The 12,480-nt window shown below is 64.3% G+C and carries 11 protein-coding genes; 7 read left to right on the top strand and 4 right to left on the bottom strand.

Annotation, left to right across the window (positions count from 1 at the left end; genetic code table 11):
- Nucleotides 1–56: 56 nt before the first annotated feature.
- The gene (locus tag MA876_RS03205) at nucleotides 57–485 is read left to right on the top strand and encodes a hypothetical protein (RefSeq protein WP_248146027.1); all 429 of its coding nucleotides are present in this window, start codon (nucleotides 57–59) and stop codon (nucleotides 483–485) included.
- Nucleotides 486–1,241: 756 nt separating this feature from the next.
- Here MA876_RS03205 and MA876_RS03200 read toward each other — a convergent pair.
- A complete protein-coding gene (locus MA876_RS03200; protein WP_248146025.1) occupies nucleotides 1,242–1,418 on the bottom strand; it encodes a hypothetical protein in 177 nt (58 codons plus the stop codon).
- A 114-nt stretch (nucleotides 1,419–1,532) separates the two neighbouring features.
- Between MA876_RS03200 and MA876_RS03195 the strand changes: the two genes are divergently transcribed.
- The 3 genes from MA876_RS03195 to MA876_RS03185 are packed head-to-tail and all read left to right on the top strand — an operon-like array spanning nucleotide 1,533 to nucleotide 4,268.
- Entirely contained in the window at nucleotides 1,533–2,573 is a 1,041-nt protein-coding gene (locus MA876_RS03195) for an NAD-dependent epimerase/dehydratase family protein (RefSeq protein WP_248146023.1), read from the top strand.
- Nucleotides 2,570–3,487, top strand: a complete 918-nt coding sequence (locus tag MA876_RS03190) for a carbohydrate ABC transporter permease (RefSeq protein WP_248146021.1) — start codon at nucleotides 2,570–2,572, stop codon at nucleotides 3,485–3,487. The genes MA876_RS03195 and MA876_RS03190 overlap by 4 nt, the downstream gene beginning before the upstream one ends.
- Entirely contained in the window at nucleotides 3,480–4,268 is a 789-nt protein-coding gene (locus tag MA876_RS03185) for a carbohydrate ABC transporter permease (RefSeq protein ID WP_248146019.1), read from the top strand. The genes MA876_RS03190 and MA876_RS03185 overlap by 8 nt, the downstream gene beginning before the upstream one ends.
- A gap of 44 nt (nucleotides 4,269–4,312) precedes the next feature.
- Here the strand turns inward: MA876_RS03185 and MA876_RS19225 are convergent, their stop codons facing one another.
- Nucleotides 4,313–4,945 (bottom strand): tautomerase family protein, encoded by a 633-nt coding sequence (locus MA876_RS19225; RefSeq protein ID WP_248146017.1) that lies wholly within the window; start codon nucleotides 4,943–4,945, stop codon nucleotides 4,313–4,315.
- On the opposite strand from MA876_RS19225, the gene MA876_RS03175 reads away from it, so the two are divergent.
- The gene (locus MA876_RS03175; RefSeq protein ID WP_248146015.1) at nucleotides 4,827–6,440 is read left to right on the top strand and encodes an FAD-dependent oxidoreductase; all 1,614 of its coding nucleotides are present in this window, start codon (nucleotides 4,827–4,829) and stop codon (nucleotides 6,438–6,440) included. The two genes, MA876_RS19225 and MA876_RS03175, sit on opposite strands and share 119 nt — an antisense overlap.
- Here the strand turns inward: MA876_RS03175 and MA876_RS03170 are convergent.
- A complete protein-coding gene (locus MA876_RS03170) occupies nucleotides 6,402–7,433 on the bottom strand; it encodes a LacI family DNA-binding transcriptional regulator (protein WP_248146013.1) in 1,032 nt (343 codons plus the stop codon). The genes MA876_RS03175 and MA876_RS03170 overlap by 39 nt on opposite strands.
- A 334-nt stretch (nucleotides 7,434–7,767) precedes the next feature.
- On the opposite strand from MA876_RS03170, the gene MA876_RS03165 reads away from it, so the two are divergent.
- A complete protein-coding gene (locus MA876_RS03165) occupies nucleotides 7,768–8,997 on the top strand; it encodes an ABC transporter substrate-binding protein (RefSeq protein WP_248146012.1) in 1,230 nt (409 codons plus the stop codon).
- A 66-nt stretch (nucleotides 8,998–9,063) separates the two neighbouring features.
- Here MA876_RS03165 and MA876_RS03160 read toward each other — a convergent pair whose 3' ends face one another.
- Complete coding sequence (locus tag MA876_RS03160) at nucleotides 9,064–10,008, bottom strand: aldo/keto reductase (RefSeq protein ID WP_275562031.1); 945 nt, start codon at nucleotides 10,006–10,008, stop codon at nucleotides 9,064–9,066.
- 151 nt (nucleotides 10,009–10,159) lie between these two features.
- Between MA876_RS03160 and MA876_RS03155 the strand changes: the two genes are divergently transcribed.
- Entirely contained in the window at nucleotides 10,160–12,475 is a 2,316-nt protein-coding gene (locus MA876_RS03155) for a beta-xylosidase/alpha-l-arabinosidase (RefSeq protein WP_248146008.1), read from the top strand.
- The last annotated feature ends 5 nt before the right edge of the window (nucleotides 12,476–12,480 follow it).

Here is a 12,480-nt window from a genome sequence, read left to right as displayed (position 1 = left end):
ACAGTTGGGCGATATACAGCGCAACTGAGTATTGGGAGAGTCGCTACATTCGAAAGGTGATGCCCACCATCCTTTCCATATCGGCGGCATTCGCGGTGGGTCTCGTTGGCTGCCTGCTCCTCATGCGCCTCGTCGACAGGGTTGATGCCACAGACCTCACGCCCAGCCAGCGGTGGCGCGGCCCAGACTTCTTCGCCGGACTGGAGCAGCGCTTGGCGAGCGACGTGGGCGGGCTGTTCGTGAGCACCGTCATCGCGATCGCTGCCGCCATCGCGCCGCACACGCTCGAATCCGGAACGGGATTCCTGGAGTTCTGGTGGTGGGTGGGGTTCGCTCCCGCCGCGATCATGTTCGTCAGTGGCACGATCTCCGCAGTGCAGCTCGTCTACCCGCTCGAGCGCGGGGCGACGTCCTGGACCGCGGTCGCCCTCTATTACGCGTCCGGCTTGCTGTTCCTGTTCGACGTATCGGCGGGATTGCCGTGAGGCGGAAAAGAAGAAACCCCCGAATGTAGAAGCCATTCGAGGGTCTCAGTGGCTCCGACGGGCGTCGATCCCGTGACCTCACGATTTTCAGTTCGGCGCCGGGGGTTTGCCCGTCCCAGTTGATGCTCGTTAGCCTCGGGATTCCGCGTGTGGAGTGCTCATTGGTGCTCGTTGATCGCGGCCGCTTCAGTGGAGTTCCCGGCACTTTCCCGGCACAGACTTGCGCCCCACCCGTGGGTGGATCGGACGCTGCTCGCGAGGACCATCCTGGATCCAGGATAGTTGCCGCTTCCGGAAAGGGTGGCCGCCGTCGCGGCACGCTCCTCACTGGGACCGAGGGTTCAAGTCCCTCCATCTCCGCAAGAATAACCCTGATCATAAGGGGTATCCTTCTTACCCACACGTCAGCGCTGGCGGAAATCGGTCCTTTGCGTCAAGTGTGTGGCGTGGATTGAGCGCGAACTCGGTACGCACGGCATCTGCACCGTGGAGAGGTGGAGTCCTCTCCGTGGTACACAGTCGGTCCGAATCCCACCGCCACCGCCACCGCCAGAAGAGTCCCTCCAGATGGCTTCGACCTACGATTAAACCGGACCAATTTGGGAGCTTCCGCCCGAACTGAGTGGGTAGGAATCGTCCGTCGCAGCGGCAGTAGTGCTGACCATTCCCGGCGTAACTCCAGCGGTCCCCGCGTCACCCATCGGCGATCGCGCTCTCGAAGGCGTGCTTTGCTTCCATGACGTTCTGCCCGCTGAGCTAACGGAACGACGCGAGGATCTCGTCCCCCAGGTCGAAGGAGGGGTCGACGAGCCACAAGGCCTGCAGTCCGTCCCAGACCGCAACGAAGCGCCTGGCGACGGCTTCCGGCTCGAGATCGGGAAGCGCGAGACCGCCCGTCGAGCCTCCAGCAATCAACGGACCGAATGGTGACACCTAGAAATGTTTCTAAGAAACGATGGGAACATTGCAAGACGGTGTTTGGACGGCTACCGTTATTCATGCCGGATCCTGTCCGGACTGCGGCCCTCCCGATGAAAGGCAGCCACAATGGCGTACCCTGCTCGCGTTCTCTATGTCGGTGGAACCGGAACGATCAGCGCCGCGTGCGTTCGTCGTTCCGTCGAGGTCGGGCAGCAGGTGACGATCCTCACGCGTGGCAACAATGACAAGCGGCGGGAGCTTCCGGCCTCGGTGGAGTCCGTTGTCGCAGACCTCGACCGTCCGGATACCGTCCGCGAAGCGCTTGCCGGTCGTCGGTTCGACGCGGTCGCAAACTTTATCGGATTCGACGCGGCCGGGGCTCGATCCGCCATCGAGCTGTTCGCACCGCTCACCGACCAGTACGTGCACATCAGCTCGGCGTCGGTCTACCACAAGCCCGTACTCCAGGTGCCGATCGTCGAGTCCAACTGGGCGAAGAACGAGCTCGTCTCATACGCACAGGCGAAGGTCGAGGCCGAACTCGAGCTTCTTCGCGCGCGCGACGAGCGAGGCTTCCCCGTAACGATCGTGCGGCCATCGCACACCTACGACGAGGGAACCCCGCCGCTACCCGGGGACTGGACGACGATCGATCGCCTCGTGCGCGGGGACGAGGTGATCGTCTCTGGTGACGGCACATCCTTGTGGACGCTCACACACGCGGGCGACTTCGCGCTCGGATTCGTCGGACTGCTGGGAAACCTGCGAGCGGTGGGCGAGACCTTCCACATCACATCAGATGACGTGTACACGTGGGACGTCATCATGAACATCGTCGCCCGAGAGCTCGGCGTCACGGCGAACATCGTGCACATCCCTGCAGAACTGATCCAGGTCGGTGCGCCCGACTGGTTCTGGTCGGAGCTCTACCGGGGCGATATCGGACACTCGGCGATCTTCGACAACTCAAAGATCAAGCGCTACGTCCCTGAATTCGTCCCCACCCGGTCATTCCGGGCGGGTGCTCGCGAGATCGCCCAGTGGCGCGAGAAGAATCCCGACATCACGACGCCGGATGCCTCCATCGATGCGATCATCTCGCGCCTCGTCCGTGGCTACCACGCCTCGCGCGAAGCATTCGCCGCGGAGGCGCGGAGCGCCGGATGACCACCGAGCTGATTGTCACAGGCGGTCGCAAGCGCACCTCGCGCTTGCGGCCCAACGGCTACCCATGGATCATTCCGGCGCTCGTTCTTTCGATCGGCGTGGTCTACTTCAGCATCGGGTTCACCGCATACATCTCGACGCTCGACTGGGACGGCATCAGCCCCAATCCCGAATCGGTGGGCGGCGCCAACTTCGTGGAGGCGTTCCAGGACCCGGTGTTCTGGATGGCCCTCTGGCACACGGTGGTCTTCTTCGTGGTGACGTTCGCGATACAGACGTTCCTCGGGATCGTCTTCGCTACGCTCCTGCACTCGCAGATCTGGTTCAAGGGGCTCTACAAGGTCATCATCTTCGTGCCCGTCGTCCTGGCGCCGGCGATCATGGCGCCGGTGTTCCGTCAGATCTTCGGCGCGGACGGCCAGTTCAACGCGATGCTCGAATTCTTCGGACTGGGATTTCTGGCTCAACCGTGGCTTGCGCAGTCGTCGACGGCGCTCCCCATCATCATGGCTGTCACGATCTGGCAGTGGACGGGACTGAACTTCATCCTCTACTACGCCGCGATGAGCCAGATCGATCCAGAGATCCTCGAGGCCGCGCGAATGGACGGCGCCGGAAACGTCCGGATCGTCGCGAGCATGATCTGGCCGGGAGTCCGGGGAACCACGATCGCGATTGCGATCCTCAGCGCGATCGGTGCATTGAAGACATTCGACGTTCCCTATCTCGTGACGAACGGCGGGCCGAACTATGCGACCGAGTTCCTGGGAACACTCATCTATCGGGAGTCGATCCCGCTCGCTCATGTCGGATACGGAGCTGCTCTGTCGATCCTGCTGCTGGTGCTCGCAGTGACGATGGCGCTCGTCATCCAAATGCGGGCGAAGGATCGAAAGGAGTTCGAGAGTGTTTGAGGCTCGCACGCTCCGAATGCGGCTGCTACTGCAGCTGATCGTCACCGTCCTCGCCCTTCCATTCCTCCTGCCGCTGATCGTGATGGTCAGCGGATCGCTGCAGGGTCAGGGTTGGGGGAACTATGTGGCGGTGCTGGAAGTACCGAACTTCTTCCTGTTCTTCCGCAATAGCATCGTGATCGCCGTCATCACGGTCGTCATCGTCTACATCTGTGCCCTTCTCGCCGCCTTCGCGTTCTCGAAGCTGAGGATCCGCGCCCGGGAAGTGTTCTTCTGGATGCTGCTGATCACGCTGACACTGCCGGAGGTCGTCCTCCTGACGCCGTTGTTCAGCACAACGATCGCCCTCGGAATCTACGACACCTACTGGGCAGTCATCCTGCCGCTTGCGGCGCTACAGATCCCGTTCGCGGTGCTGCTGACCCGCAACTTCATCGATGGAATACCCGACGACATCTTCGCCGCCGCGCGCATCGATGGAGCCAATACGGTGGGGGTGTTCTGGCACATCGTGCTCCCGCTCACACGACCGGTCGGCGCGGCAATCGTCGTGTTCACGCTCATCGGGGCGTGGAACGCTTACCTGCTGCCGCTGACATTCCTCCAGAGCCCGGACGTGCAGACGGTGACCCAAGTACCGCAGTACTTTATCGGGCAGTTCTCCAACGATCAGACGAAGGTCTTGGCATCTGCGGTGATCATCGTGATCCCACAGATCGTCGCCTACCTCAGCCTGCAGCGGCTCTTCGAACGTGGCCTGTCGGCCGGCGCGCTCAAATGAGCAGGGGGCCTCGCGAACGTCGCGAGGCCCCCTGCCCGGGCGACTCAGGCTTCGGTCGTGAGTCGATCGCCGCGTACGCCGGGAAGCCAATCCTCATATCCGTTCTGGATGTTCGAGATCAGGATGTCCTCGGGTCTGATGCCCAAGGTGGCCAGCCGGCGGACGATGTTCTGGAACAGTCGATTCTTCAGCGCGACCGGATATCGATTGACCATGAAGACGGTGATGACCATCAAGCTTCGTCGCTCGAGGTCGTTGTAGGTCGGATCGAAGACGATCTCGCCCGGACCGTGCGGTCGGAAGATCTGGAACTTATCGTCTTCCGGAATCTGGAGTTCCTCGATCTCGGTCTGCGCTGCGTGGATCTCGCTACTGATCTCGTCGCGCTTCGCGTCAAAGAGTTCGCGCTCGAGATCGATCTGGATGAGTGGCATTGGTGGTCCTTCGTAGAGGCGGAGGCGGCATCTGCGCCACAACCATTCTTCAACATTGCGCCAAGATTTGGAAAGTTTTATGTTCGATGTGAGCACTATTCCCCCAAACCGGGAGATCGGAGCAGTGGTGAGCGAGAGAATCCCCGTCGAGGTCGACGTCGTCATCGTGGGAAGTGGGCCGGCGGGTTGCGCGGCAGCCCGGTCGATCGCGGATACGGCGCCAGACCTGTCGGTGGTGATCATCGAGCGCGGTCCGCACCTCACAGATCCATGGGGCGTGAGTACGCGAAACCTTTCGGGTGCCGAGCGTGGCCCGTTGATGGTCGAACTCGCTCAGGAGCAGGCTGCGATGATCGGGACCTTCGTGGCCACTTACGGCGAGCCGCTTGTCCGCCCTCGCCCCGGCACGAAGATCGTGCGGCTGTCGCCCACGAACGGCGACGCCCAGGTCGATATGCCCGGCGCGCTCTACGCAGAAAACGTCGGCGGTATGGGTGTCTTCTGGACGTGTGCGTCTCCTCGCCCGCGAGGCAGCGAACGAATTTCGTTCATCGATGGTGACGACCTCGATGAAGCGTTCGATGCCGCGGAAGCCCTGCTCGGGGTGCGCACCGATGCTTACCCCGACGACGCGGTCGCGACGAGGCTGCGTGAGAACCTCAGCGCTCGTTTCGATTCGACGACGTCGCGCATCCAGCCCATGCCCCTTGCCGCGCGACCGTCTGGTGCAGCGCCGGAGTGGGCCGGAGTGCGTACGATCCTCGGCCCGTTGGCTGCGGCCGTCGACACCGGTCGCGGCATCCGACTCATCTCGGAGACCATCGTTACCGCCATTCGACAGGTCGATGACGGTGGGGTGCGCGTCGAGGTCGTCGAACGGTCTGGGGATCGCCGAACCGTGGGCGCCCGCTCTGTCGTCGTGGCAGCTGATGCACTACGCACACCCCAACTGCTCTGGGCATCGGGGATCCGCCCCCCCGCGCTCGGCCGCTTCCTCAACGATCAACCCCAAGTCGTTGCTGCGGCCTACTTCGACGCGGCTGAACGCCCGAGCGCCGCCGAGGCGGCAGCATCCGGCTCGTCACCGGTGATGGATGCCGAGATGGATCATCCGTTTCACGGCACTCCCGGCGGCGGTCAGGACTCCGTAGTCGGAGTGTCATGGCTGCCATTCGACGATTCGGCGGGTCGCCCGGTACACGTCCAAGTGATGCAGATGGATGCATCGCCGATCCAGATCGGCGATCAGCGCACCTCCGATGAGCGTCCGGTGGTGGGAGTCGGCGTCTTCGCAGCGAAAGACCTGCAGTGGTCGGACCGAGTGTGGTTCACCGACGAGGAAACGGACGATGTCGGACTCCCGGTCATCCACATCGACTACGGTCTGACCGCGATCGACCGAGCCAGGTTGGACTTCGCGGTGGACGTGGCAACTTCCGTCTCGACCGCAGTCGGCGGGTTCACGCCGGGCGGTGAGCCGGTCATCCTCCCCGCCGGATCGTCGATTCACTATCAAGGCACGGTGCGAATGGGGCAGTCGGACGACGGGCTTTCGGTGTGCGACAGCTGGGGGAGGGTGTGGGGAACCCGCAGCGTATGGGTGGCAGGTAACGGGGTCATTCCCACAGAGACCGCGTGCAACCCGACTCTGACGAACGTGGCGTTGGCGTGGCGAACCGGTCGACGACTCGCCGAAGAGCTACGCGGGGCCGACCGAGCTCTCACGCACGACGAGTGAGGTGCCCAACTCGCGGCGGCCTGTCCCGACCGGCGATCCCGCCCGGATATCGAGAAGGATGCGGGCAGCTTCGCGCGCCATCTCGTAGAGCGGATTGTGCACAGTGGTAAGCGGAGGGCTGGAGAAGTTGGAGAACTGTAGATCGTCGAATCCGACGATCGACACGTCTTCCGGTACTCGCAGGTTCAGCGCGCGCGCAGCCTGATAGACGCCGATGGCCTGCAGGTCGTTCGTTGCGAAAACCGCCGTGGGGCGATCGCGCGATTCCAAGAGCGCCGTTCCGCCGACAAGCCCACCCTCGATGTGGAAGTCGCCCGGCTGGACGAGGTCGTCGTCGACGGGCAGCCCCGCTGACTCAAGCGCCGCGCGGTATCCGGAGACCCGTGCTCGAGCGCACATCACATCGTGCGGCCCGGCGATGACGCCGATGCGACGGTGACCGAGCGCGATGAGATGGTTCGTCGCCTGAAGCCCACCGTCCCAGTTCGCCGCGGCCACCGACGGGACGTCCGGCGCCGGATTCCCCGAGGGATCAACGAGGACGAAGGGGATCTGCAGCCGTCGAAGCCTGTCCTTATTCGCCGGGGGGAGGTCGGACATCACGAGGATGATCCCGAACGGCTGCCGGCTGATCACTTCGTCGATCCACTCCGGGTCGGGCGCGTGCCGCGTGCCGCTCTGCGTCACGATCAGCCCCATGCCGTTCAGCTTCGCCGTCGCGCCGGCACCGCGAATGAGCTCCATCGCCCATTCGTTGTCAAGCTCGCTGAACACGATCTCGATTAGCGGGGCGCCGGGCACCACCGCCCCGCGGCGGGTATACCCCACCTCACTCAGCAGCGTCTCGACGCGCGCTCTCGTCTCTGCGGCTACACCGGGTCGGCCGTTCAAGACCTTGGACACGGTCGACATGGACACGGCGGCCTGTTCCGCAACGCGGGCCAGGGTCGCGCGACTCGTGTCTCCGTCAGTGGAGTGGGGCGAGTCCGACATGCGCTCACTCTATGCGGTTCGTAGTCCGCGCGGTGCTCTCATCCGAAAAGAAGCGAGAAATGTTTACAATCGGATCACGAATCTTTGACAAGCCCCATTTCGTCGTCGTACGCTCGGCTCGGGGCTACAGGCGACCCGATCGCCGAGCGAAGCCCGGTTTCTCCGGATCCGCAAACACATCGCACTGGGAGTCACAATGACGTTTCATTCCATCTCACGACCCACGCTCCTTCGAGCCGGCGCGGCCGTGACCGCCGTCGGCGTCATAGCAGCCACTCTCGTCGGTTGCGGAGGAGGTACCGCACCACAGGAAGGCTCGGCCACCTCAGGGACGGTGAACTGGTGGGGCTTCACACCCCAGCCCATCGCCGCCGAGCAGTACATCGCAGCCTTCAACGAAGAGTACCCCGACATCGAGGTGACGTTCCGTCAGCTCCCGATCGACGGGTACGACGCCGCGCTCCGACCGGCGCTGTCATCCAACGCCGGTCCCGACGTCTTCGCTGTCGCGCCAGGCGGCGGGATCGCCTCCGTCGCGCTCTACGGCAACAACGCGATCGACCTGACGGATGCGATCACCGAGTCGCTCGGCGACGACTGGGAATCTCAGGTGTCGGCGACCGGCGTCGAGCCACTGACCGTCGACGGCGAGCTGCGTGCGCTCTCGATCGGCTCGACGTTCGCGGGGAACCTCTGGATCAACCAGGACCTCTTTGACGAGTTCGATCTCGAGGTGCCCACCACCCTCGACGAGTGGAAGGATGCGTGCGATACGTTCCGCGCCGGAGGGCAGGGGTGCTTCATCCAGGGCGCCGGGCAGGTCGCTTTCAACCAGGACACGCTCCAGTCGATCGCCGACAGCGTGAAGCCCGGCGTGTGGACCGCCGCATCGCGCGGTGAAGCCTCGTGGGATGACCCGGCGATCGTCGAAGCGCTGACGATCTGGAAGGACCTCTTCGACTCCGGCATCATGGCCGACGGTGCCCTCGGCCTGCAGCAGTATCCCGATGCGAGCAACGCGTTCCTCGGCGGCCAGTACGCCATGGTGCAGATGGGCACGTGGTACATGCAGTACGCCACGGCAGCCGGCGCAGCAGAGGCAGTCGGCGCATCCGGAGTGACCGGTGCAGAGCCGTTCACGATGTTGGCGGCACCGTTCCCCGATGTCGCAGGCAACGGCAACCCCGCGCAAATGTTCGGAGACTCCGATTGGGGCCTCGCTGTCAGTTCCCGGTCGCGCAACCAGGCGGCAGCGACGACATTCGCCACCTGGCTCACCACGTCCGTGGCGGGTCAGCAGCTTGTCGCGAACATCCTCAACGACATCCCCGCCTTGGGCGGCATTCAGCCGCAATGGGACGAGATCGAACTCGTGAACCCGGACGTGCAGTCTGCGAACCTGCAGGAGCTCATCGAGCGGACTACGACCGTCTCGGAACCGCGCCTGAGTTTGGTCTCGAGCGAGCTGCAGGAGGCGATCGGAGTCGCGTCGACGACAGTCGCTTCTGGTGATGCCACTCCCGAGGAGGCGGCAGCTACGCTCCAGGCGACGATGGGCGGCTGACGCCCGCGCTTGCGATTCCACGAAGAGGGCCGGGGAGCGTTCCCGGCCCTCTTCTTCGTCAGGCGACTAGCCTAGCCAATTCTCTGGAGGGAGCGCCAAAGCATCGAGTTCCGCGCGGAGCTCCTCGGGAATGGGCGTCTCGAGCAGCATGAGCGTTTGTGCGACCCTCTCGGGGCTCGACATTCCCAGCACCGTCGTGTCGACCAACTCGGACCCGACCGAGAAGTCAAGTGCTGCCGCGGCGAGCGGCACGCCCCGCCTGTCGCAGGCATCCTTCATCTTTTGCGCTCGCAGCGCGACGATCTCCCCACGCTCGCTATAGCCGTACCTCGGCTGCTCTGCCGGCCCCTTGGAGAGCATCCCGCCTCCGTACGGCGCTGCATTCATAACGCCGATGTTCCGCTCGCGTGCCCACGCGAAGAGCGGCGCCGCGGATCGATCGAGAAGCGTGTAGCGGCTGTGATTGAGCACGACGTCGAACTCGTCTGTCTCGAGATACTCCTGCAGTACCCGCACCGACCCGCCCGCCACAGCGAGGTGTCCGGCGATGCCCTCGTCTCGTATGCGCACGAGTTCCTCGAGCGCCCCACCGGGGGCGAACCCATCCTGTGTCATGAACTCCGGATCGTGTAGGGCGAGGAGCGGCACTCGATCGAGGCCGAGCCGCTCGAGGCTCTCCTCCAGCGAGCGCCGCACGCGGGCGCCCGAGAAATCTCGGGTGGCCGGATCGGGATCGACCTTGGTATGAATGATGACACCATCCGGAACGCCACCGACCCGCCGAATCGCCTCGCCGACGACTCGCTCGGCGGCTCCGTCGAATCCATACCCGTTCGACGTGTCGATCATCGTGATCGGGCTGTCAAGGACTGCGAGAACGGTATCGACCGCGCGATCCGTCGACACTTGATATCCGTACAGTTCGGGCATGCTCGCCAGCGGACTGGTCCCCGCGCAGAGCGAAGAGATCCGCAGGCCGCTTCGCCCGAGCACTCGTTCCCGAAGCCCCATATCTTTCTTCCTCTCCTGCCGCGTTGACGCTCTGCGCGTCCCATGCATAGACTCTATCAACTAGACATTTCTGAGCTAGGGGCGAAATATTTCTTGGATTGGAATGTCTTCAATGTCGAATCCCGTTTCTCCCGCGTCGACCGTTCGGGCCGTGCCGAGCACAGAGGGCATCGAGGACCTGATCGCTCGGATGACACTTCGGGAGAAGATCGGGCAACTGGGCGCGGTGTGGCTGGGAGCTACGCCGGACGACCAAGTGGCCCCGCACCAGGATGAGCTCAGCGCGACCGATGAGCTGGAAGATCTGCTCCAGCACGGCATCGGACAAGTCACCCGCGCCTTCGGCACTCTGCCCGTCGACGCGGGTGACGGCGCGGCCGCGCTCGTCGCCCTTCAACGAAGGGTGGTGGCCGCGAATCGCTTCGGAATCCCGGCCCTCGTCCACGAGGAGTGCCTGAGTGGCTTCACAACCTGGGGCGCGTCGGTGTACCCGGTGCCGTTGGCGTGGGGCGCCACGTTCAATCCCGACATCGTCGAGCGGATGGCGATCGGCATCGGCGCAAGCATGCGTGCAGTCGGCGTCCATCAGGGGCTCGCACCGGTGCTCGATGTGACGAGGGATCCGCGCTGGGGGCGCACGGAAGAGACGATCGGCGAGGATCCCTACCTCGTGGGGACTATCGCAGCAGCCTACGTGCGCGGCCTCGAGTCGACGGGCATCATCGCCACCCTCAAACACTTCGCCGGCTACTCCGGCTCTCGAGGTGCACGCAATCTGGCGCCGGCACTGATCGGGCCACGCGAGTTCGCCGACGTCATCCTTCTTCCTTTCGAGATGGTGATGCAGGATGGCCACGTCCGATCTGTCATGCACTCGTACGCCGAGGTCGACGGCGTGCCCGCGGCCGCGGACGAGCGCCTGTTGACTCGCCTCCTCCGTGACGAGTGGAGATTCGAGGGAACCGTCGTCGCCGACTACTTCGGGATCGGCTTCCTGAAGATCGTGCACGGAGTCGCCGGCACGTTCGGCGAGGCAGCGGCGCAAGCGCTCGTGGCAGGCGTGGACGTCGAGTTGCCCGCGGTCAAGACGTACGCCGAACCGCTGCTGGAAGAGATCGCTGCGGGCCGGGTCGACGAGGCGTTCGTGGATCGCGCTCTTCGTCGCGTCCTGGATCAGAAGGCTCAGATCGGGCTCCTCGACCCGAACTGGTCGCCCCTGCCTGATGGCTGGGACGACGAACACGTCGCGTCGCCGACCGGTCTGGTGGAGCTTGATCCCGACGAGAGCCGTGCGGTTGCTCGAGATCTGGCCGAGCAGTCCATCGTGCTCCTGTCGAACGACGGATCGCTCCCATTGTCAGCACCCGCTCGGATCGCTGTGATCGGACCGACAGCGGCAGATCCGATGACGCTCGTCGGGTGCTACGCGTTCCCGAATCACGTCGGCGTGCACCACCCGGAGCTCGACCCTGGCGTCCGTCTCGTGACCGTGGCGAATGGTCTTCGTACAGAGTTCCCGGATGCGCACATCGACGTCCTCGCAGGATGCGACATCGATGGTCCGGAGGATGGGCGGATCGACGCGGCCGTCGAGGCGGCGCGAGCCGCCGACACGGTCATCCTCTGCCTAGGCGACCGAGCAGGACTCTTCGGGCGTGGGACTTCCGGCGAAGGCTGCGACGCTTTGGACCTCGCGCTCCCTGGCGTCCAGTCCCTGCTCCTCGAGAAACTGCTCGACACGGGCACGCGGGTGATCGTCGTGCTCGTCGCCGGTCGTCCCTATGCGCTCGGAACTGCCCCCGAGCGCGCCGCCGCGATCGTTCAGGTCTTCTTCCCCGGCGAAGAGGGCGGTACGGCCGTCGCGCGGGTGCTGAGCGGCGCCTCAGAGCCGAGCGGACGACTTCCCGTGAGCGTTCCCGTCCACGCAGGCGGCCAGCCGTGGACATACCTCACACCGCCCTTGGGGGCGCGGAGCGAGGTGTCGAACATCGATCCCTCGCCCGCGTATCCGTTCGGCCATGGACTCACGTACACGACGTTTGCTTGGACGGATGCGAGCGCTGAGCGCACATCCATCCCGACCGATGGTGAACTCGAGGTCGGCGTGTCCGTGCGCAACACCGGCGCTCGCCACGGGGTCGAAATCGTGCAGCTCTACCTGCATGACCCTGTGGCATCAGTGACGCGACCCATCGTCCGAATGATCGGATATGCGCGCGTTCCGCTCGCCGCCGGTGAGTCGGCGCGGGTCTCGTTCAACGTCTCCGCCGATATGACGGCCTTCACCGGCCGCGATTCCATGCGGATCGTCGAGCCCGGCGCGATCGAACTTCGTCTCGGTGCCTCGTCGACGGACATCCGCGCGTCGCTCGGCGTCCAGATCGAAGGTCCCGTGCGCACCGTCGGCTTCGACCGACACATGACCACGAGCGCGCGGATCACATTGCAGCCTGACACCACCCGATGAGCGAG

The organism is Microbacterium aoyamense, assembly GCF_023155855.1.
GTDB classification, from domain to species: domain Bacteria; phylum Actinomycetota; class Actinomycetes; order Actinomycetales; family Microbacteriaceae; genus Microbacterium; species Microbacterium aoyamense.
Note: the sequence above shows the minus strand (reverse complement) of the source record. Positions and strands in the feature narration are given on the sequence as shown.

Coding starts and splice junctions, on each gene's coding strand:
- MA876_RS03190 (WP_248146021.1), top strand. CDS start 2,570: ATGACCACCGAGCTGATTGTCACAGGCGGTCGCAAGCGCACCTCGCGC.
- MA876_RS03195 (WP_248146023.1), top strand. CDS start 1,533: ATGGCGTACCCTGCTCGCGTTCTCTATGTCGGTGGAACCGGAACGATC.
- MA876_RS03160 (WP_275562031.1), bottom strand. CDS start 10,008: ATGGGGCTTCGGGAACGAGTGCTCGGGCGAAGCGGCCTGCGGATCTCT.
- MA876_RS19225 (WP_248146017.1), bottom strand. CDS start 4,945: ATGATCACCACCGACAGGTCTGGCGCCGTATCCGCGATCGACCGGGCT.
- MA876_RS03170 (WP_248146013.1), bottom strand. CDS start 7,433: ATGTCGGACTCGCCCCACTCCACTGACGGAGACACGAGTCGCGCGACC.